Annotated in this window: 16 protein-coding genes and 1 tRNA gene; 4 read left to right on the plus strand and 13 right to left on the minus strand. The window is 47.6% G+C overall.

Features of this window, described 5'->3' with window-relative positions; all coding sequences use genetic code 11:
- Nucleotides 1–74: 74 nt before the first annotated feature.
- Nucleotides 75–147 (plus strand) — tRNA-Thr (locus T359_RS0104785).
- A gap of 273 nt (nucleotides 148–420) precedes the next feature.
- Here T359_RS0104785 and T359_RS0104790 read toward each other — a convergent pair.
- Nucleotides 421–2784, minus strand: coding sequence for a glycoside hydrolase family 31 protein (locus tag T359_RS0104790; protein ID WP_026516489.1), 2364 nt, complete (start codon nucleotides 2782–2784; stop codon nucleotides 421–423).
- A gap of 190 nt (nucleotides 2785–2974) precedes the next feature.
- Between T359_RS0104790 and T359_RS0104795 the strand changes: the two genes are divergently transcribed.
- The gene (locus T359_RS0104795) at nucleotides 2975–3349 is read left to right on the plus strand and encodes a YccF domain-containing protein (protein WP_026516490.1); all 375 of its coding nucleotides are present in this window, start codon (nucleotides 2975–2977) and stop codon (nucleotides 3347–3349) included.
- A 41-nt stretch (nucleotides 3350–3390) separates the two neighbouring features.
- On the opposite strand, the gene T359_RS0104800 is transcribed toward T359_RS0104795, so the two are convergent.
- The 7 genes from T359_RS0104800 to T359_RS0104830 all read right to left on the minus strand — a co-directional run bounded on the left by T359_RS0104800 (nucleotide 3391) and on the right by T359_RS0104830 (nucleotide 12383).
- Nucleotides 3391–3909 carry a DUF4364 family protein gene (locus T359_RS0104800; RefSeq protein WP_026516491.1) on the minus strand — a complete coding sequence of 173 codons (519 nt, stop codon included), beginning with the start codon at nucleotides 3907–3909 and terminating at the stop codon, nucleotides 3391–3393.
- 36 nt (nucleotides 3910–3945) lie between these two features.
- Nucleotides 3946–5106, minus strand: coding sequence for an NAD(P)-dependent malic enzyme (locus T359_RS0104805; protein ID WP_026516492.1), 1161 nt, complete (start codon nucleotides 5104–5106; stop codon nucleotides 3946–3948).
- Between the two features lie 100 nt (nucleotides 5107–5206).
- Nucleotides 5207–7012 (minus strand): DUF5722 domain-containing protein, encoded by a 1806-nt coding sequence (locus tag T359_RS0104810; protein ID WP_026516493.1) that lies wholly within the window; start codon nucleotides 7010–7012, stop codon nucleotides 5207–5209.
- A 37-nt stretch (nucleotides 7013–7049) separates the two neighbouring features.
- Nucleotides 7050–8390: a replication-associated recombination protein A gene (locus T359_RS0104815; protein ID WP_026516494.1), complete on the minus strand. Its 1341-nt coding sequence runs from the start codon at nucleotides 8388–8390 to the stop codon at nucleotides 7050–7052.
- Nucleotides 8391–8405: 15 nt separating this feature from the next.
- Nucleotides 8406–9356, minus strand: a complete 951-nt coding sequence (locus T359_RS0104820; protein WP_026516495.1) for a TIGR01212 family radical SAM protein — start codon at nucleotides 9354–9356, stop codon at nucleotides 8406–8408.
- Nucleotides 9357–9358: 2 nt separating this feature from the next.
- Nucleotides 9359–10798: an MATE family efflux transporter gene (locus T359_RS0104825; protein WP_051544933.1), complete on the minus strand. Its 1440-nt coding sequence runs from the start codon at nucleotides 10796–10798 to the stop codon at nucleotides 9359–9361.
- Between the two features lie 112 nt (nucleotides 10799–10910).
- A complete protein-coding gene (locus T359_RS0104830; RefSeq protein WP_026516497.1) occupies nucleotides 10911–12383 on the minus strand; it encodes a methyl-accepting chemotaxis protein in 1473 nt (490 codons plus the stop codon).
- A 184-nt stretch (nucleotides 12384–12567) separates the two neighbouring features.
- Between T359_RS0104830 and T359_RS0104835 the strand changes: the two genes are divergently transcribed.
- Nucleotides 12568–13371, plus strand: a complete 804-nt coding sequence (locus T359_RS0104835) for an FRG domain-containing protein (protein WP_026516498.1) — start codon at nucleotides 12568–12570, stop codon at nucleotides 13369–13371.
- A gap of 27 nt (nucleotides 13372–13398) precedes the next feature.
- Complete coding sequence (locus tag T359_RS19350) at nucleotides 13399–14214, plus strand: HD domain-containing protein (RefSeq protein ID WP_051544935.1); 816 nt, start codon at nucleotides 13399–13401, stop codon at nucleotides 14212–14214.
- On the opposite strand, the gene T359_RS0104845 is transcribed toward T359_RS19350, so the two are convergent.
- The 5 genes from T359_RS0104845 to sfsA form a co-directional block, all read right to left on the minus strand.
- The gene (locus T359_RS0104845; RefSeq protein WP_026516499.1) at nucleotides 14174–15160 is read right to left on the minus strand and encodes a hypothetical protein; all 987 of its coding nucleotides are present in this window, start codon (nucleotides 15158–15160) and stop codon (nucleotides 14174–14176) included. The genes T359_RS19350 and T359_RS0104845 overlap by 41 nt on opposite strands.
- Before the next feature lie 9 nt (nucleotides 15161–15169).
- Nucleotides 15170–16894: an endo alpha-1,4 polygalactosaminidase gene (locus T359_RS21315; RefSeq protein WP_051544937.1), complete on the minus strand. Its 1725-nt coding sequence runs from the start codon at nucleotides 16892–16894 to the stop codon at nucleotides 15170–15172.
- A gap of 10 nt (nucleotides 16895–16904) precedes the next feature.
- Nucleotides 16905–18638, minus strand: coding sequence for a sensor domain-containing diguanylate cyclase (locus T359_RS0104855; RefSeq protein ID WP_026516500.1), 1734 nt, complete (start codon nucleotides 18636–18638; stop codon nucleotides 16905–16907).
- Between the two features lie 42 nt (nucleotides 18639–18680).
- The gene (locus T359_RS0104860; protein ID WP_026516501.1) at nucleotides 18681–19310 is read right to left on the minus strand and encodes a flavin reductase; all 630 of its coding nucleotides are present in this window, start codon (nucleotides 19308–19310) and stop codon (nucleotides 18681–18683) included.
- A gap of 80 nt (nucleotides 19311–19390) precedes the next feature.
- The gene (sfsA, locus tag T359_RS0104865; protein ID WP_026516502.1) at nucleotides 19391–20059 is read right to left on the minus strand and encodes a DNA/RNA nuclease SfsA; all 669 of its coding nucleotides are present in this window, start codon (nucleotides 20057–20059) and stop codon (nucleotides 19391–19393) included.
- Between the last annotated feature and the right edge of the window lie 25 nt (nucleotides 20060–20084).

Raw genomic sequence — 20084 nt, forward strand, 5'->3', positions numbered from 1 at the left:
AACTTTTTATAATTTTTTATTGACAAAAATATACCAGCTTTGTTATACTTACAATTGTGACTGATTCAAGTCAAGCTGTTGTAGCACAGTCGGTAGTGCGTCGCATTGGTAGTGCGGAGGTCACGAGTTCGATTCTCGTCAGCAGCTTTGCCGTAACCCGTTTGGGTTACGGCTTTTTTTGTGTTGTTTCCTACCGATTGTTCTTAGATTCTGAGCAGGAGGTTATAACTAGCCACTGCTTTAGCAGGGCTTGCCCTTTACGGGTTCTGGTGGAAACGCTACAATGCTGTTACGCGACGGTGTGCCATTTAGCTGTTCCCATCATCTTCACCGTCGGCAAAACCTGACATGCGTTTCCAGCAGGTTCCGTCAAGGGTGGCGTCCCTTGTCCACAACATAGATGGTTGGTTATCCTGGAATTTATTGAAATGATCCACTAACCCCGTCCCCGTAGCTCACTTCTTTGTAGGTGTAGTTGCCGGATTCGTAATCGTAGCCATCGCCGTCGTCATCATAGAAGGTGTAGGTGGCTGTGGCGCCGTCTTCTGCAAAGCGCTTGTATTCAATGGCGCCAGTCTGCTCCTTTGTAGAAAGAGCTGGCTCTCTAACCGGAACAAGGCTTCCACCACGGACAAAAACTGGGATTACGTCAAGAGGAGCTTCTACATCAGCACTGCTGCCGCCCTCGTACTTCTCGCCTGTATAGAAGTCGTACCAGTCGCAGCCTTCTGGGAAGTAAACGCGTCTAGCCTTAGGCACGTCTCTAAGCTCCTGGCCTTCCTGGTCATAATACATAGGCTTAAGCACTGGGCAGACCATGAGGCTATCGCCAAACATGAACTGATCAGTGATGTTCCAGGTCTTTTTATCCTGTCCAAAGTCAAAGGCAAGGAATTTGATCATGGAGTTATCATCGCGCCAGACCTTGCCTGCCTCGGAGTAGATGTAAGGCATCAGGCTGTATCTAAGCTTATTGGTCTTGCGAAGTGCCTCCTTAAACTTGCCCTCGAAGGTCCAGGGCTCTCTTCTAAAGTCTGTGCCGTGGGCCCTGAACATTGGAAGGAAGGCTCCGAACTGATACCAGCGAACGTAGAGCTCGCAGTAGCCCTTATTATCTGCACAGGCATCGTACCTGCCGTTCCAGTACCAGGTATTGGATTTTTTAACAAAGAATGCCCCGATGTCCATGGTCCAGAAAGGCATTCCGGAAGCGCTAAAGTGCAGTCCAATTGCCACCTGATCCTGGAGCGTCTCCCAGCTTGCCGCCGTATCTCCAGACCACATGACGGTTCCGTATCTTTGCTGTCCGGTAAAAGAGCTACGGGTTAAGTTGCAGACTCTTTTCTCAGGCCCCATGCCCTCTGCCATGGCCTTCCTCTGGTTCTCATAAATGCCCATGGCATGGTACAGCGGATAACTATTGGTATATTCATAGGGAACGCGAAGTCCCATTTCCTTGCAGAAGTCCTGAAAAAGAGTTCCCTCTTCCATCCTGAAGCTATGATTCCACTCAGGAGTTATGGGCTCGCTGCTATCACACCACCAGGCATCAGTGCCGTAACTAAAGTGAGTTCTCTTAAGCTGCTCAAAGTAAAGCTCTCTTGCCTCTTTACTGAGGGCGTTATACACTGTGCAAGCCGGTAAAAAGAGATTTCTTTTTGCAAATTCGTTGTGATTGTCAGTGCCAGTAGCCATGGTGGGCCAGATGGAGATCATGAAATGAACGTTCTCATCATGAAGCTCACTGATCATCTTGGATGGCTCTGGGAATCTTGCTTCATCGTAGGATTTCTGCCCCCATTCATTGTCCTTCCAACTCATCCAGTCAAGAACGATGCAGTCAAGGCCAAAGCCCTCTTCTCTGCACCTGCGTGCCACCTCAAGGATTTCCTCCTGAGTCTCGTAGCGCTCCTGGGACTGAACATAGCCAAAGGCCCACTTGGGTAAAAGAGCTGCCTTTCCAGTCAGGAGACGATAGCCTTTTATAACATTGTTCATGGCTGTGGTGTGACAAGTGGCAGCGGATGTTTCTCTACTATTCCCTGTGCCTAATTCTCCAGCAATGAAATAATAATCAAGCTCCTGATCAGCTTCCACATATATGTAGGTGCCGTTGTGATTGTCATTAAAGATCATGGGGCTGTAGGTATCAACCAGGATTCCGTAGCCCTTTGTGGATGTAAATAGAGAAGCTGCAATCTTCCTGTTGGCCTGGTGGATATAGAGTGTCCTGCCGCGAAGGGAACCAAAGCCCTTCTCCTGCTGCCCAAGGCCGTACAGTGCCTCCTCCTGAAGGTCAAAATGTAGGCGGACATGGTAGTTCTTTCCTGCAAAGACATTAAGGGGTTCCTCCACAACCTCTTTTACACCATCTGCAGTCTGTATGGTTCTGGTCTTCTGCTCCACATCTGCAAGACGGTAGGTGTCAAATTCCTCAAAGTCTCTGGGATCATCCTGATTCTCTGTGAAGATCAACCCCTTTTCGTTGTCGTAATAGCTGATGGCTGAGGTAGCTCTTTTAACATGTACCGTGAGGTTCGGAAGGCATAGCCTGACCTCATCGTCGTCTTCTTCATAGGTCCAATCGGAAAAAGAGCTATCGTAGATAACACCTGGCTTTTCCTTGTCGGATCTTTTGTTCTGAGTTGAAAATGTGGCGCGAACTATTGTCTCAGTCTTAGACTCTAAGAAAAGCGTGCCATAATCTGAAACAAGCGCAAGAACATCTCCCCTTCTCTCAACATGTTTTACTTCTCTGCTGACTGACTTAACTGCTTCTAACATATTCTCCTCCATTAGACTTACATATCACTTATGATACTATGTCCAAAGGCAGAAAAAAAGAGACTTTTACTAAAAACAAAAGGCCCATATCATTTGATATGAGCCTAGTGCATCTAATTTTTTTTGCCACACAATAAACTTGCATCGTATAAATAAGCATCAAAACAAAAAAACAAAGGAGATTAAAAAAATGAGAATTTTAGGAAATATACTTTGGATAATTTGTGGTGGCTTTATTAGTTGGTTTGCATGGATGATCGCAGGATGCATCTGGTGCTTAACTATTGTAGGAATCCCTGTTGGATTACAGTGCTTCAAGCTTGCTTCTATTTCACTTAATCCTTTTGGAAAAGAAGTAGAGTCCGATGGCGGATGCTTTTCATTCATCATGAATGTGATCTGGTTCTTCGTAAGCGGCATTGAGCTTGCATTGATCAACTTTATACTTGGATGCCTTCTTTGCATCACTATCGTAGGAATTCCTTTTGGAAAGCAGTTCTTCAAGATTGCTAAAGTATCACTCATGCCTTTTGGAACAGTTGTAAGAAGAGTTCATTTCGCATAAGATTAAACACATTTATATTATCGTTTTTTAGACTTGCTTTTTTACATCATTAGTTGTTGAATTATGAACTGATATACTTCCTGGTTCTTGGTCTGCCAGTTGTCGCAGATGCTCTGGGCAATCTCCTCTGTGGGAACAGAGAGCTGAAGGTCCATGAGGTTCTGGCCGTTCTCCCTGGCGATGAGGCTTACGGTGTACTCGTTGTCTCCGGTCTTGGTGTAATCGCCGAGAATGGAAGACTCGTTTCGAAGCTTCATGCTGTTGGAGCGAAGGTACTCATCAATCTCATGCTTGATGGCGGGATTGATCCTGTTGCCAAAGAACTTCAGGGTCTCATCCCCCTCCGGGGTGATCTCCAGGTAGGTTCTGTTGGCCATGGTCTTTTCCACGATAAGCTCGGAAGAAGCCAGCTCAGCAAAAACCTCCTGAAGAGTCAGGAAATTGGTATATTCTTTTTCAAGAATGAAATCATAGATCTGGGACTTGCTAAGGGACACCTCGCAGCGCTTCAGCATGTACAGAACTATCATCTTATACAAAGTTAGATATTGTGAACTCACAGATATCCTCCAAATAAATCAAAATCTAAATTACTATTACTTCTGCTGTGCGTAGCAGTCTCTTACTGCAGCTGACACAACGTCTGCAACTCTTGGATCAAAGGCTGCAGGAAGGATGTTAACATCGGAAAGCTCCTCGTCGGGAACAAGGGAAGCTACTGCTGTTGCGGCAGAGAGCTTCATCTCCTCGGTGATCTGAGTTGCGCCGCACTCCAGGGCACCCTTGAAGATTCCTGGGAATACAAGAACGTTGTTAACCTGGTTCGGGAAGTCTGAGCGGCCGGTTCCGATAACTCTTACGCCGGCATCCCTGGCAAGGTCAGGCATGATCTCGGGAACAGGATTGGCCATGGCAAACATGATGGCATCCTTGTTCATGGCTGCTGCCATCTCCTTGGTCACAATGCCGGGAGCAGAAACGCCTACGAATACGTCTGCGCCCTTCAGGGCATCCGCAAGGCTTCCTGAAAGCTGCTCAGGATTGGTGACATCCATCATCTTCTCCTGCATCCAGTTAAGACCCTCGGTGTTCTTGTTGAGGATTCCAACCTTGTCGCAAAGAGTTACGTTCTTAAAACCATATCGAAGGAGGAGCTTGGTAATGGCAATTCCCGCGCTGCCGGCACCGTTGACGATGACCTTGCAGTCCTCTTTCTTTTTGCCCACAACCTTAAGGCCGTTGATGACGCCTGCAAGAACGATGATGGCTGTTCCGTGCTGATCGTCGTGGAATACGGGAATATCAAGCTTTTCCTTGAGTCTTTCCTCTATTTCAAAGCATCTTGGAGCTGAGATATCCTCTAAGTTGATACCGCCAAAGCCGGGAGCAAGATATGTTACGGCTTTGATGATCTCCTCGGTATCCTGGGTATCGAGACAGATAGGCACTGCATTCACGCCGCCGAATTCCTTGAAGAGAACTGCTTTTCCCTCCATAACAGGCATTGCGGCATAGGGTCCGATGTTACCAAGGCCAAGAACCGCGCTGCCGTCTGATACTACAGCGATGGTGTTCTGCTTAATGGTGTATTTGTAAGCAAGGCTCTTATCCTCTGCAATAAGCTTGCAGGGCTCAGCAACTCCGGGAGTGTAAGCCAGGGCCAGATCCTCTTTTGACTTAACCTCTGCCTTGGACTTTATCTCCAGTTTTCCCTGCCATTCTTCGTGCAATTTCAGTGCTTTTTCTGCGTTTGTCATAATGTGCTCCTTATCTTTATTCCTCATGTATGTTCGGTCCTCAAGGTTTCATTTATATGTCTGCAAGCAGCCATAAATGAAACTTTTCGTCCCTATATCACTAAAAATGTTTCCCTACAATATCATACGCAAATGATACTACCTCATTTCGCCTGTCGGTATCAATATATTTAAAGACATTCCAGATAGTTTTTTTATGACCGCCGGTGGTCTGAAGTCCCAGGGCCAGTCCCAGGGCCGCGATCTCATCGCCGGCATCTGTCTGTCTTGAAAGCATAAGAGCATCTATGTGGCCGTTGTTGACCATCTTGGTGTAGGCATAGGCAAAGGCCGCAGCCTGCAGCGCCTCTCCCGAGGTTGAGGAATAACCGATCTCACTGAGGATGATGGATCTCATATTGCCCTCAGCGGTTCTCATGGCATCTGTCTGCATGTAGTTGGTGAGAACCTCGATATTGTCCATGGTGATAACGGGACTGGAATAATCGTGGGTCACGTACTTGGATGCGTTCCAGAAAGCCGTATTTCCGTTGGGGAAGGAATAGGGGTGAGCCGCAAGGCCCCAGTTGATATCTCCGTATTCCTTAATGGATGAGGCAAAAATGTCTAAGACATCCTTGGCATCATAATCTCCGGTCTTGGATGTATTGTAGGTCCAGCGCTGGTCGATGGGAATATAGACCTTGGCTGCTGAATTCTGACTCTTGATGGCGTTGTAGAATACTCTGAAACCTCTGGTAAAAGCGGCTGTGTAGGTATTTACGTCAACGAAGGGCATGTAGTTATACTCTTTTCTAGCGTTAACCTCGTTGGCGATGATCCACATGCTGACGTTGCCATGGCCGGAGCCGGAATAGCGGTTTGCCAAAAAGCTTCCGATGGCTGCCAGGGCCTTGACGCCGCTCTCTGTGTTGGCGTTGAACATACGGTAAGGAGCTGTGGAGCCGCCTCTTGCGTCGGGATGTGATATCTCCGGGAAAGCTGACACGGAAGCATCATTAAGAATGATGGCCGCAACGTCGATTCCCATATTGTTGAGTCTGATAAACAGATTGTCGTAATTGTTGATGATTCCTGCGTTGAAATGGTAGGTAACGCCGCCGTAGCTGTAGGCAATCCCCCCTGAAGTTGTGAGGATATGGGACAGAGGCATGTTGTAGGTGGCATACTCAACACCAAGATCAGCCAGCTCTCCGATTCTGAGAGGGTCAGGCAATATTCCCTTGATGGACTTGTGGGACATACCGCCGTAGCTGTAGCCGGCGCAGGCACCGGGATTGGTGATGTATCTGGGGTGGCTGATGGCGGTGTATTTGCCGTCCAGCTTAACTCCCACGCTGAATTTGGAAAAGAGCCTTGAATCTGCTCCGCCCTTGTTCAGATTGATGGTAAAAGAGGTATCGTCTCCCTTGTAGATCTTGGCGATGGGCTCAGCCTCCTCAGAGAGGTTGTCCTCATAGGTGGGCTGCTGGAAAAGATAGTAGTACTTGTCATCGCTCTTGGGGATACCATCGCTGGTGACATCAATCTTAACCTTGGAGGAATCAACGATAAGACAGTCATTTATCCTGGCAAAGGTTGATCTGTTCTCCGCTGTCATCTCCACTGTGGCGGGTCTTTCGGAAAGGGCCTGTGAAACGGCCTTACCACCGCTGACAATGTGGTTGATGACGTTCTCGTTTATGTACTCTGAAACAGTCTCGGGAACGTAGGGCTCCACAGAGGCCTCAAAGATGGAGGCATCCTCCCGGGCCAAATCTGTTCCTGCGTTCTGTCCGAATATAACCCACAGGAGCATACCCAGAACAAACAAAGATGCTGCTCCTGCGGTAATGCCTGTGATTATCATGGTTCTTCTATTTTTACGGGCTCTGGCCCCACTGTAAACACGTTTCTTTTTCTTCATTTCCCCTGAATGTTCCTTGCTATATTGTCAGAGCCCCTCACTTACCCTCTTCATCCCTGTGACGGCTCTTTAATTTCTTCATATGATCCCTGATCTTTTGCTCATATCCGTTGCCTGTGGGGCTGTAAAATTCCTTGCCGTTGAGCTCATAGGGCAGATACTGCTGTTCCACATAGTGATCGGGATAGTCATGGGCATATTTGTAGCCTATGCCGTGGCCAAGCTTGGCCGCTGACTTGTAATGCGCATCCTGAAGATGAGTCGGTATCGGAAGATTCCCGGTCTCCCGAACTGTCGCCATGGCATCGTCTATGGCGATTATTGCTGCGTTACTCTTAGGTGCAGAAGCTATATAACTGGCTGCCTGGGCAAGAGTTATCCTTGCTTCCGGCATTCCCAGGCGCTCCACCGCAAGAGATGCGGCCACAGCCACCTGAAGGGCCTGCGGATCGGCGTTTCCCACATCCTCTGATGCACAGACCATCATTCTTCTTACTATAAACTTGGGATCCTCTCCGGCGTTGAGCATACGGGCAAGATAATAAACCGCTGCATCCGGGTCGGAGCCTCTCATACTCTTGATAAAAGCGGAAATTGTATCATAGTGGTTGTCCCCGTCCTTGTCATAGCGGGCAACCTTCTTCTGGATACATTCCTCCGCAACCTCTTTTGTAATATGGATAAGACCGTCCTCGCTGCGCTCAGTGGTCATGATACCCAGTTCTATGGCATTGAGAGCGTGACGGGCATCGCCGTCAGCCAGGTCCGCAAGAAAATCTGCCGCGTCAGGCTCAAGAACTGCATTGTAAGCCCCCATGCCTCTTTCTCTGTCAGTGACAGCCCTGTTAAGAAGCTCCTTGATATCATCAGAAGTCAGGGGCCTCAGCTCAAATATCACAGACCTGGAAATAAGAGCTCCGTTAACCTCAAAGTAAGGGTTCTCGGTGGTGGCACCGATAAGGATCACGGTTCCGTCCTCCACAAAAGGAAGGAGGTAGTCCTGCTGCCCCTTATTGAATCTGTGGATCTCGTCTATAAAAAGGATGGTGCGCTTGCCGTACATTCCAAGGTCATCCTTGGCTTTTTTGACGACTTCTTCCATGTCCTTTTTGCCTGCTATTGTGGCATTTATCTGTGTAAACTGGGCCTTGGTGGAATTTGCGATGACTTTTGCAAGAGTGGTCTTACCTGTTCCGGGTGGGCCATAGAAAATAATTGAGCTCAGCTTGTCGGCTGATATTGCACGATAAAGAAGCTTGTCCCTGGCGATGATATGCTGCTGTCCGACGACCTCATCAAGGGTCCTGGGACGCATCCTGGCGGCAAGCGGTGATTCCTTTTCTTTATTGTTTTCTCTCATATATTGAAATAAGTCCATAGTATTCTAATCATACTATTTTTGCTCTAAAAATGCTAGTGCGCATTTCGCTGTCAGCATGTTCAAAACCCGCTTTTTGTCAGTAACCCAGAGGGGTTCGATAAGGAGGGCTCTGGGGCCGTCACCGGTCATGCGATGGACCACAGTTTCTTTTGGAAGAAGGGCCAGGCACTCTGCGATGAGGTCTGTGTACTCCTCCATGGACATGATATGAAATGGAAATTCCGCATCCTCAGGATTTTTGAGATAATCCTCATATTCCCGGGCCATAACGGTGCCCTTGAGGATATTCAGGTTCTGGAGCTTGATGCCGTCAAGGGCCGGGGACAGCTCTGCCAAAAAGCGCACGGTCTCCAGCATATCCTCCTTTGTTTCCCCGGGAAGCCCCAGGATCACATGGACGATCACCGTTATGCCGGCTTCCTTGAGCCTTCTGTAGGTATCCTGAAAAACAGAGAGCTCATACCCTCTGTTTATGTGCTTTGCAGTCCTCTCGTGGATGGTCTGAAGTCCCAGCTCCACCCAGACAGGCTTTATGGCATTCAGCTTTTTTAACATATCAAGGATATCTTCGGAAATGCAGTCAGGTCTTGTTCCGATGGAGAGGATCTCGATATCATCCCGCTCTATAACCTCCTTGTACAGGGCATAGAGCCTGTCAGGGTCCCCATAGGTATTGGTGTAGGACTGAAAATAGGCGATAAAGCGCCTTGCATCGGTTTTTTCCGCAATCCTCGCCTTGGCCTTTTCCAGCTGCCCGGCTATTTCCTCAGGCTCTTTTATCATCTGAGCAAATTCCCCGCTGCCGCCCTCAGAGCAGAAGGTGCAGCCACCGTAGGAGGGCTTTCCGTCAGCCATAATAAGGCTCCCGTCCCGGTTCGGACAGGAGCAGCCTGATGAAAGGGAAAGACGATATATCTTTTCCCCATATGTATTTTTCAGATAGGTCGACAACTTAATCGGCATGGTTACGCCGCCTTTACTATATTTCTCACCCAGACTCCGCTTCTTACCAGGCAGAAGCCCACGGTGCACTTTATAAGCTCAAGAAGGTTCACGATCCAATATACATTGGCCACATTTATATCGGTGTATCTGCTAAGAAGGAAAGCTGCCGGCACTGATACTACCCAGGAAAAGCAGCTGTCAAACAGGAAGGTGATAAGGGTCTTTCCACCGGACCTGATTGTAAAATATGATACGTGAGCATAGGCAAAGATTGGCATGCACATGGACACGATCCTGATATATCTTGTGGCCAGCTCTTTTATCTCAGGCTCAACGTTGTAAAACTGCGGAATTATGGGAGCTACAATTGAAAGAAGAGATCCCATGACTATGGTGCTCATAATGCTGAGGGTTGCCATTCTCCAGGCTGTGCGCCTTGCAGAGACCAGACGGTCTGCTCCCAGTTCCTGTCCCACCACAATACCGGCGGAATTACCTACAGACAGAAATACTTCGTTAAAGATCTGGGATATGGTACCGCTGATATTCATGGCTGCGATAACAGCTATACCTCTTACGGAGTAGGCCTGAAGCAGTGTTGCCTGGGCAAGGCTCCACAAAAACTCGTTGGCAAGAAGGGGCAGGGACTTGGACAGGATGGGCCAGATAAGATCCACCGGGATCCTGAAGTTCCTGTACAGCCCCTTAAAGAACTTGTACCTGCTGTTGCTTCTATGGGCTCCGTAAAGCACGATGAAAAGCTCCACAAATCTTGAGATCACAGTGGCTATGGCTGCTCCGAGAACTCCCATCTTAGGAAAGCCAAAAAGTCCGAAGATAAGCAGGGCGTTAAACACAAAGTTCACTACCATTGCTGTCATGCCCGCGATCATGGGAAGGGAGGTTTTACCGGACTCCCTCATGGCACTGGCATAGCACTGGGTAATGCTGAAGGGAATAAGTCCCACCAGCATGATATGCATGTATTTTATACCGTAGGTCAGGGTGGTGAGCCTGTCAGCCTCCGGAGTGTCTTTTGCAATGTACAGAGAAACCAGATTCCCGGCGTTAAAATACAAAATACAAAGAGCTATGGCCATGATGGTCATGGCTATAACCAGCTTAAACCTGATGGAAGACCTGACGCCCTCCATATCTCCTTTTCCGAAAAACTGCGTACTGAATATACCTGCGCCTCCAAAGGAGCCCCAGATGCACAGATAAAAGATGAAAAGGATCTGATTGACGATGGCCACCGAGGACATGGAGAGGGTTCCCACCTGTCCCACCATGATATTGTCCAGAAGTCCCACCACATTGCTGAGGGTGTTCTGGATGATCATTGGAAGCACTATCATCGCAACCTTTTTATAAAATTCCACATCTCCAAAGAGACATTCCTTCAATGGAAGTTTAACCTTAATTGCCTCTTCTCTGTTTCCTGTTTCTATTATAGACATAAGATATTTCCTGCACTTGCGTTAGTTTTGGGGTCAGACCCCACATTTGATTATAGCTTACTTTCAGGGCAAAAAGAAAGCCCGCGTCACCGCAGGCCTTCTTGAATAATGCTTACTTTTTGGATGTACTTCTGCTGATCTCCAGGATCTCTCGAAGTATACCTTCCGTTGTCTTCATGTCGCTTTCGCAGTCGCGGCTTATCTCAATGCTGGACGTCGCGGAAGCTGCAACCTCCTGAGAAGTTGCAGACAGATTGCTGATGGCATCCATAACCTTGGTGTTGGCATTTACACAGTCGTCAACACTGTCGGAAATCGTGCCGGCTCTGTCTGTGAGCTCTGTTACCTTGGCGAGGATGTCCTCGAATTTAGCTCCCGTCTCAACGATCATCTCGCCCTGCTGATTGGCGGATTCAACGGATTTCTGCATATTTGCAGAGGCTGTATCAACTTTTTCAATAAGATCGTCAATTGTGGATGCGATCTGCTCTGCAGATTCCTTGGTGGTCTCTGAAAGAGCTCTGATCTCATCGGCAACAACAGCGAAGCCTTTGCCCGCTTCTCCGGCTCTGGCGGCCTCGATGGAGGCGTTAAGAGCAAGAAGGTTGGTCTGGCCCGAAATACTGAGGATGGTCTTAACAATATCTTTTACAGTGCCTGCGGACTGCTGGAGGTTGCCGGTCATCTCGGCGGTCTCTGCGTTGATGGCTGAGGACTCCTCGGACTTGGTCCTCAGGTCTTTTACAAGTCTGTTACCGTCATTGATGTTCTCTGTAACCTCATCTGCATTCTTGCGCATAGCCCCTGCCTGGTCCGCGATATTATCAAGAGCCTCGGTGATATTGGAGTTCATCTCGGTCTGAGTCTGGATGGACTCTGCGGTAAGGGTGATGGACTGGGATATCTGCTCAGAGGCCTCGGCACTGGAGGTAACCTTCTCCGCCAGGGCTTCCATGGCTTCATTGGCATCCTCGAGCTTGGCTGCGATCTGATTGCCCACAGAGAGCATCATCTCCGCATCCTTTTGCTGCTGAACCGCTGCGGCCTGGATCTCTTCGACGGATTCCTTGTTGTGTCTGCCGTTAAGGCGCACATAGAAGATTGCCATCAGAGATAACAAAATAGCATATACCAGGTCGGTAAATACCATGTTCTGTCTGTCCGCGGGATCCGGATAATAGGCAAAAAACAGCGGAATATAAATGGCATTTATACCGATTACAATTCCCGAAACCACTACTGTAAGCGTAAGATCGGCATACAAAAGTGACAGTATAAGCAGTGCCGGTCCGAAGGCCCAAAGATAGGGAACGTGGATATTTCCCAGCATAACCACCAGATAACCGAAGCACATACAAATCATCAGAAAATATTTGCCCTTGGCACTTTTGCTGTACAACGCATAGCTTGCAATGGTGCCGACTATGGCCAGTACCTGAAGCACCGTCATGGAAATTGTGGTCATAAAGCCCACACGGCCTGCGCCGTACACATATGTGGATACAAGCTCAAAAACCTGAATGATCAGCGCAAATTTAAAGGCCAGATTATTTCTTTCATAGACATGTCTATCCGCCAGATTCATATCAGTGTTCTCCTTTACTTTAGTTTAATTATTAACTGTTTTTTGGCCACTTTTCAATTAAAAATTCGTAAATTTTGTATCAATTTACGGTTATATAATATTCTGAATATATGCAGATATCCGCTGTCTTGCTACAATATAATCAGAGCCGATGATATGATTTTTCAAAAAAGAGGAAATCTAAATGATAAATACTGTCAGAATAGGCGATATGGACTCTCTTTTCCGTATGATCTCAGAGCAGGAATACAGAGAGGACCTTGGAAGAAACAGAAATCTTTTCGTATACAGAGGGCAGCCCGATGCGGACTTTTCCCTGGTGACAAGCCTTATGCGCAACTGCAAGGACAAAAGGAAGGCCCTGGAGCCCTGCATTCTCCGGAACTTCACCAAATATGCCGCCATGGAGGAGCCCTCCATTGAAAGAAGCGTCTGGTGGCAGATGATCTTTGGCCAGCACCACGGCCTTCCCACAAGGCTTCTGGACTGGTCCTACTCTCCGCTGATTGGCCTTCACTTTTCCACTGCAGAGACCAACATGGACATGATGGATAAGCACGACAGCGTTGTCTGGAGAATCGACATCCATGAACTCCACGACCTTCTTCCGGATAAATATCTCCGGGAGGCGAAAAAAATGAATACCACAGTTTTTTCTGTGGACATGCTGGCGGATGTGTGCGACAGTCTTGAGCAGTATGATGAGGATATGGGTGATAAGGCCATGCTGATCTTAGAGCCCCCGTCTGTGGACCGAAGGATCGTCAATCAGTATTCCTTCTTCTCCGTAATTCCCAGCGACATGAATGACATTGAGGGCTTTTTGAACGCCAATACCCATAAGACCTACAAGTATGTCATCGCCAAGGAGCTTCGCTGGGCAGTGAGGGACATGCTGGATCATCAGAACATATCTGAAAGAATTGTATATCCGGGCCTTGACGGCTTGTCCAGATGGCTTGGAAGACACTATTTTGTCAAACAATAAAAGACCCAAAGGAGTTTCATTACACAAATGGCATTAGACAGAAAAAGAGTGCTGGAGCAGTTCGCCACCTACACAAGAAATTACGATCCAAAGGATCCCAAGATTGCTCTTAAGATAGCACACACCTACAGGGTTGCGGACCACTGTGAAAAGATTGCCCAGTCCCTGGGTTTATCCCCGGAGGAAGTGGATTTTGCCTGGCTTTCCGGGATGCTCCACGATATCGGCAGGTTCGAGCAGGTAAAAAGATACAACACCTTCATAGATTCCCAGTCCGTGGACCACGCGGAGTTCGGGGCAGATCTCCTTTTTAAGGAGGAGCGGCTCATAGAGGCTTTTTCCGATGACAGAACCGCAGATGCGATGCTGGAAAACGTCATCAGACAGCACAACAAGTACCGCATCAGAGAAGACATCACGGGAAAAGAGCTGGTTTTTTGCAATATCCTTCGAGATGCGGACAAGGTGGACATTCTGAAGGTCAACGTGGACACCCCCATGGAGGAGATCTACAACGTCTCCAAAGAGGAACTGGAAAATTCCGGGGTTACCCCCGCTGTCATGGAGCAGGTCAGGCAGCACATAGCTGTTTTCAGGGATGTGATGGAGACTCCCGCCGATCACCTGATAGGACATATCGCCCTGGCCTTTGAGCTGGTCTATCCCAAGAGCTGGGAGATAGCCAAGGCACAGGGATATCTGGAAAAAATGTACAGCTTCCCCACCAAGAATCAATCCATGAAGGAAGCTTTGGCCGAAACTCAAAGAGAGCTTGAAGCTTTTTATCGCTTGTTATCTGATATTAGAAATCGGAATACTTATCATAATATTCTTCAAAGGTAAGTCCCGCATCTTCGGGGTTAAAGTCCACATCCTTAGCATGGGCCTTCGCTTCGTCCTTATCGGAGAAAAAGAAGTAAGCGATGTTATGGACTTCCCACTCGTACACCATGTCATCGACGGTTCTGTAGTTTACCATGTCCCTGCCGTGGATAGGATGCTCATTTATAAGAGCCTGACAGATAATGGTCATGTCCTCAATGCTGTTGATATCATAGGAATCCCTTATCTTCCAGTGGTCCGGAGTGTAGATGGCGGTATACTGCCTGTCATCATAGGTGAAAGTATAGTTTTTTCCATCTGCACTTGAAAGCCCTATATCCTCAATGGAGGAAAGAAGCGGTACTATCTCAGGTTCTGAGGAGCTTTCAGATGCTGCTGCCTCAGCTTCCTGTTCAGCCAGTTCCTTCTGTATGCTCTCTTCCTCAAAGCCTGTGAGCCTCATAACTTCATCAAAAAATTCCTGTTCCTCTTCTCTTCTGTAATCAGTGGAATAGGAAAATTCTTTTCCGCCATCATATTTTACTTCGAATGAGAACTCAATCCTGGTGGCTGGACTCTCAGGGGGTATTTGCTTATGCTTATCCCTTCGGATTTGCGTATACATGCGGCTTGACTGCTCACAGGACAATTCAAAAATAGTCTCAAGAGCGGAAGGATCAATTTCTTTTTCTGAAAGTACTTTTTCCGAAAAATCCTCATAAGTAGCGCTGTATCCGGCACCTTTGGGAAAAATCCTGATAAATCTTGAAACCCGTTCTTCCCCTACATTGGCACTATATAGCTCCATGCTCTCAATATTCTCCGGAGTAAGGAATCCGGAAGCCTCCTCGGCCTTCTTTTCCTTAATTGAAGCGATAAGAAAAATAAGTACGATGACAGCCAGCACAATGGCCAGGTTCCGAAGCCCCTTTATTAATTTCTTAGGATCATACTCTTTGTATTCCATAGGCAATAATTATTTCTTAAAGAACACCTGCAGTGCATGATAAAGGTGAAGCTCCCAGGCCTTCATGTCGTGAACGCCGCCGGGGATAATGAAGAAATCATAGTTCTCGCCGGGCACAAGAAGGTCAGTCTTTTCAACAGCTTTTCCCATGATATCCTTGTGCTCCTCGAAAGCAATGTCCTTATCTCCGTTGCAGCAGAGCATGAACTTAAGGTCATAGCCCTGAGCCTTGCCATCAGCCAGAGTCTTGCAGATGCGCTCCACCTCTTTGTCGTGGTCACCGAAAGGTCCGCAGCATCCGGAGAATGGTCCGTAGTAAGCAAAAAGATCGAAGTTGTTGTAGAATGCTGCTCTGTAGGTGGTCATGGAGCCCAGTGAAAGTCCCGCGAAGGCTCTGTGGTCTCTGGTTGCAATGAGATTTTTCTCGGAAACATCTCCCTTGCTGTAGCCGGCGTACTTGCTCTCAACAGCAGGGATCAGATCATTACGAAGCTCAAATCTGAAATTCTCGCATCTTGACTCGTCGTTTGAATTCTTGTCATCTTCGTCGTGGTAAAAGGTTGGTGTAACAACGATAACCGGCTTGGACAGGCCCTGGGCGATCATGTTGTCAAGAATGGTTACGGTCTCAGGAAAGAGCTTCAGCCACCAGTCCTGTGTGTATCCGCCCCCGTGTAAAAGATAAAGAATGTCATATTTTTCATTCTCGTCATAGCCATAGGGAAGATAAACCCAGGCAGCCTTATGAAGGTCCCTGTTTTCATCATCATATGTCTTGGAATCATACTCCAAAAGCTCTACTGTCCCCTTTTTGTCAGTATCCTCAAGCATTGCCTGAGGCATTTCAAATACATACTCCATCTGTGTTTGCCTCCAACAAACGTTTTTACTTTTTTCTTTTTCTGTCAGCTCCAGGGAGTCTGCTATATAACAGCTAAACCCATTTGCGCTGCAGTAATCCTGTATTTCTGCGGCAAGTGCCTCATCCGTGGTGTACTCAAGAAGGTATATCTTTATCCCCATTTTTCCAAACTTCTCGATGTACTCCGTGAAATACTCATGGTCCTCAGCTTCGGCTCTTGTAAAGGAATTATCATCCCAATTCACCGCCGTAAAGACGCATTCCTGATTGATTCCCGTCACCACGTCGCTGCAGTTACCATATCTATCATAATAGTCATAAAGAAAGTTATCACCACCGTTTATTATGATTTTCTTCTTAGTGGCCTTCAGTGACTTCATGATATTGCAAAGCCCCTGGAAAATCCGCTCTTCCTTGTAGTTGTAGTAAACGTCACAGTTATCTACAAAAAAGCCGTCGATATCTTTTTCCAAAAGAGAAGGTGCCAGAATATTTAGAATAAACTCCTGCCACCTTGTATCTGAGACATCGATCCAGACCTCATCCTCCCAGTGCTCATACACTCCCAGGGAAAGGTCCTTGTAATCATCATAGTAATCCCGGAAATTCTCCAGGGAGCCCACATTGATGTAGCTGTAAACCCTGTGGCCTTCTTTTCTGAAGGCATCTATCTGTTCCTGACTGTAGTACTGAGCATCGATCACCACAGTATCATAGTCAGATAAAAAACTCATATCAGATGTGGAACCTATGAAAACGCCGTAGGTTCCGGGCTCTTCAGATGCGCTTCCACAGCCCGTCAGCAATATGAGCACCTGAAGAAATATTCCGCATAACAGTAATAGCTTGTTGTGATTTGCTCCCCATTTCATAATTTCTGCCTTACTCTCCGCTGCAAACCCTGTCTTTTCCCTGGTTCTTGGCAGTGTACATCAGCTCATCAACACGATTGATGGTCTGAAGAACACTTTCATCTGCATGGTGGCTTGTAACACCAACACTGATGGTAACAGGCCATTCGGATTTATTCTCCTTTTTTACCATAGAAGCTATGGTCTGAGCGATTTCCTCAACTTCCGAAAGAGTGCGATCTTGAACATAGATCATAAATTCCTCACCACCCCAGCGGCCGGCATGTACACCTTTAAGATCTGATATATACCGTGATAAACTTGCGGCCGTACAGCGAAGTATATTGTCGCCCTCAACATGACCACACTTGTCATTTATAAGCTTAAAATCATCCATGTCAAACATTATCAAATGCCAATCTGTAGCTTCGGTCTCATAGATAATTCGCTCAATTGCACCGCGGTTAAGCAGCCCTGTCAGTGCATCATGGGATGCCTTATAAAGAAGGTCGCTTAGCTGCGCATTTTTTTCCATAAGCTCATCTGTAATTGTATTGATAAAAATCGCCAACCTGGCTGTAATAGGCATGTTCTCCGGCTGCTGGATTCCATCGATATCAAGCTCCACCACTTCCCCGGCAGGGCCCTCTCTCATGGCCACTGTCACGATGGAAAGGTTGTTAAGAAGACTTGTGCCCTTGTAACGCTGAATCTCACCAAGAGCGCTAAAGCCCGTGGTTACCATGTGTTTGGAGATCTCTGCGATCTCCACATTCTCTTTTCCTCCCCAGAAAAGCTTGCGGCCCATACAGTTGATAATGCTGACCACCTGGGGCGCGAAATCCCGCACCAGACGGCAGGTCTCCTTGGTGTGCTCAATGATCCTTCTGGGATCTCCGTAGGTCAGTCTTATCTTGCTGCCCTGGGGGATATTGGTGGACATGACGATGGAACCGTCGGGATTCACGGACTTGGCGTGTCTTATATAGCCTGTGTTCTCGTTGGCCTCCACCTCCCAGGGAAATTCCAGGGCGTCATAGAAAAAGTTCCTGCCCTGCTTTATCTGAAGGTAATGATTGTAAACATCATAGGCGGGCTTGCCGTCCAGCTCGTAAACCACCGGTCCCTGGGACCTGGTTACTTCGATTGGGTATCCTATGGCCTTCCAGCCAAACATTCTGTTGGTCTGGATGTGAAGCTCGGGGCCGCAGTAAAAGACCGCGGCAGAGCCGTTCATACTAAGCTCATAGCCATCTGCAAACACAAAGGAAGGGTACGTCTCATCCCCCACCGCAACACCGCCAAAAATCTCAATATTCTCAGGCAGCTCATCTATTACTTTTCCCATATTCTCCAATGGCTGATAGGGAGCAGCGGTGATGATCTCGATTCCCTTAAGATCGGGCATATTCTTGGCATAGCTCAAAAGCCACTGGGAATCTATCTCGGCGCTTCGCTTGTAATAGGGCATGATCTCAACTCTCGTGCTCTTTTCCTCAAAAAACATAAGAGTGACCACCAGCTCCTCATCGCTCATGCGGCCCTCATAGATCTCTCCGGTGGAGCTGCAGCCGATAACGGGAGTTCCGGGCATCTCTGCGGCAAGGATTGCCCTGACTTCATCAAGACTCTCCCTCAATTCCTCATGATCATAGGGTATATAAACGTGAAAAAGGGCGGCGTGGCCATTGTTTTCAAGGTCACGCGCCCATTTTTTTATCGTATCTGAAAATTTATCATTATATGCTGTCTGAAGTAACTTCAACGTAGTATCTCCTAATACTTATACTGATGCTACTATTATAATCTATCTGACTATCTTTTCAAAGTCATCCTTTCCATGCTTGCATATAGGACAGATGAAATCATCGGGAAGCTCTTCTCCCACATACTCATAGCCGCAGATAGTGCAGCGCCATACGGTCTCTCCCTTGGGAGTTGTGCCCACAGCCTGGGGCTTTGGCTTGATATCGCTCTGGTAGAACTCATAGGTGCAGGAAGGAGCGTCGTCCAGCACCCTCATAGCAAGAGGCTCGCAGATAAAAAGAGTGTGGGATCCAAGATCCACTTCCTTTTCCACCTTGAGAGCAAAGGCAGCGTTGGTACCGCTGGTGATATAGGGCACGCCGTCCTCTGAGGTGTTATAGGTAAAAACTGATGTATCTGCAAATTTATCCACGTCTCTTCCGGACTGGAAGCCGAAGTGTTTAAAGAGGTCAAAGGTGGCCTTTTTGCTGATGACAGAGATATTGCATCTGCCGGTCTCTTTGATCATGTCGTGGGTGTAATTCGCCTTGTTTACAGCGATGGAAATCCTGTTTGGATCAGATGCCACCTGGATCGCAGTGTTGATGATGCAGCCGTTTTTCTTTTCACCCTGCACCGCAGTGCACACAAACAGTCCATAGGATAACTTGTACATTGCCTTCGTGTTCATCTCTGCCATGGTCCTACCTCCTTGAGTAGTGTTCGGTTTATCGTATGGTTATATTATAACTCATAAACCGAGAAGAGGCCTTACTTTTTCCATGACTCAGAGTCAACTTTTAACGAATCTTCGGTAACTTTACACTGGAGGAAAAGAACCTTTACTCCTGCCGCAACAGCCTCCTCAAAGGCCTTTGCAAATTCAGGATCCGTGGCGGTATTGGGCCTAACCTCCTCAATGCCCTCTCCCTGTATAACGAAGGCTATGACCGGCTTGTAGCCCTCCTCAATGGAATGGGTCAGCTCCCTAAGGTGCTTGGCGCCCCGCTCCGTGGGAGCATCGGGGAAATAGCCCACGCCATCCACAAACAGCGTGCAACCCTTCACTTCCATGAGATACTTCTCATCACCTTTTTCCATGTAAAAATCTATTCTGGAGTCCCCATACTTGTGCTCGGGCTTCACCAGATCGTACTTCTTTTGTGATAGGAGCCACTCCTTCACCACTATGTTCGGTGCCTGGGAATCAATGTTAATGATCTTCCCGTCCTTTTCTACAGCCACAAGATCATAAGGTGTCTTTCGCTCAGGATTGGCGGCCTTTTCCATGTATACTTTTGCCCCGGGAAGAAGGAGTTCTCTGCATCTTCCGGTGTTTTTTACATGAACCGCCAGCTCCTTGCCATCCACTTTTACAATGGCGATGAACCTGTTGGGCCGGGATATGAAGGTTGCGGGAGTGATGGCGTTATATTTCATAGTTGCACCTGCCTATAAAAACATC

This window comes from Butyrivibrio sp. MC2021, assembly GCF_000621605.1.
In the GTDB taxonomy this organism is placed as follows: Bacteria; Bacillota; Clostridia; order Lachnospirales; family Lachnospiraceae; genus Butyrivibrio.

Bases quoted from the DNA above. Each gene is read 5' to 3' on its own strand.
- T359_RS0104790 (WP_026516489.1), bottom strand. From the start codon at position 2,784: ATGTTAGAAGCAGTTAAGTCAGTCAGCAGAGAAGTAAAACATGTTGAG.
- T359_RS0104795 (WP_026516490.1), top strand. From the start codon at position 2,975: ATGAGAATTTTAGGAAATATACTTTGGATAATTTGTGGTGGCTTTATT.
- T359_RS0104805 (WP_026516492.1), bottom strand. From the start codon at position 5,106: ATGACAAACGCAGAAAAAGCACTGAAATTGCACGAAGAATGGCAGGGA.
- T359_RS0104810 (WP_026516493.1), bottom strand. From the start codon at position 7,012: ATGAAGAAAAAGAAACGTGTTTACAGTGGGGCCAGAGCCCGTAAAAAT.
- T359_RS0104815 (WP_026516494.1), bottom strand. From the start codon at position 8,390: ATGGACTTATTTCAATATATGAGAGAAAACAATAAAGAAAAGGAATCA.
- T359_RS0104820 (WP_026516495.1), bottom strand. From the start codon at position 9,356: ATGCCGATTAAGTTGTCGACCTATCTGAAAAATACATATGGGGAAAAG.
- T359_RS0104825 (WP_051544933.1), bottom strand. From the start codon at position 10,798: ATGTCTATAATAGAAACAGGAAACAGAGAAGAGGCAATTAAGGTTAAA.
- T359_RS0104830 (WP_026516497.1), bottom strand. From the start codon at position 12,383: ATGAATCTGGCGGATAGACATGTCTATGAAAGAAATAATCTGGCCTTT.
- T359_RS0104835 (WP_026516498.1), top strand. From the start codon at position 12,568: ATGATAAATACTGTCAGAATAGGCGATATGGACTCTCTTTTCCGTATG.
- T359_RS19350 (WP_051544935.1), top strand. From the start codon at position 13,399: ATGGCATTAGACAGAAAAAGAGTGCTGGAGCAGTTCGCCACCTACACA.
- T359_RS0104845 (WP_026516499.1), bottom strand. From the start codon at position 15,160: ATGGAATACAAAGAGTATGATCCTAAGAAATTAATAAAGGGGCTTCGG.
- T359_RS21315 (WP_051544937.1), bottom strand. From the start codon at position 16,894: ATGAAATGGGGAGCAAATCACAACAAGCTATTACTGTTATGCGGAATA.
- T359_RS0104860 (WP_026516501.1), bottom strand. From the start codon at position 19,310: ATGAACACGAAGGCAATGTACAAGTTATCCTATGGACTGTTTGTGTGC.
- sfsA (WP_026516502.1), bottom strand. From the start codon at position 20,059: ATGAAATATAACGCCATCACTCCCGCAACCTTCATATCCCGGCCCAAC.